This window comes from Terrisporobacter petrolearius (assembly GCF_020748185.1).
Lineage (GTDB): Bacteria > Bacillota > Clostridia > Peptostreptococcales > Peptostreptococcaceae > Terrisporobacter > Terrisporobacter petrolearius.
The window spans coordinates 1-463 of sequence record NZ_JAHZMO010000170.1 but is presented as its reverse complement, the minus strand read 5'-3'; the positions used below and the strand labels follow the sequence as shown (position 1 = coordinate 463).

Annotated in this window: 1 protein-coding gene; it reads right to left on the bottom strand. The window is 46.7% G+C overall.

The window, feature by feature from the left end; translation table 11 throughout:
- Positions 1 to 463, bottom strand: a 463-nt coding sequence (locus K0040_RS22510; RefSeq protein ID WP_228110459.1) for an RHS repeat-associated core domain-containing protein, incomplete at both ends; no start/stop codon positions are given.

The following is a 463-nucleotide window of genomic DNA, read 5'->3' as shown; positions in this document are numbered from 1 at the left end:
GAAAATAACCAAACTGTCATCCCATCTTTATAATTCCCATCAAATTTAATTAGATATGCTAGATCTTTAGCTGTCATGATACTGCGCGTTGCGGATTCAATAGATGTGGGGGTACCATGCCCCCCGATTGTGAAAACGCCTGGTATATTAATCTCATCAGCTACAGAATGGATAAGATCACTTTCGGGGTATAAATTTATATCAACCAAACCTTGCGGATCTACATTTATGACCGGATTCAACGGATACTGATAAAAATTCCATCCCCCCTTCAGCCCAATCGGATCCTGAGTGATATACCGCCCCTGCAGCGGGTCATAATAGCGGTGGCGGTTGTAATACAGGCCGGACTCCTCATCATACTGCTGACCCGGCAGGCGAATGAGCTGCTGCAGATGATGCGGGTTCTCATCACTCAGCAGGTTGCCCCATTCATCATATTCTGCGCACCACGCTGTTGCCC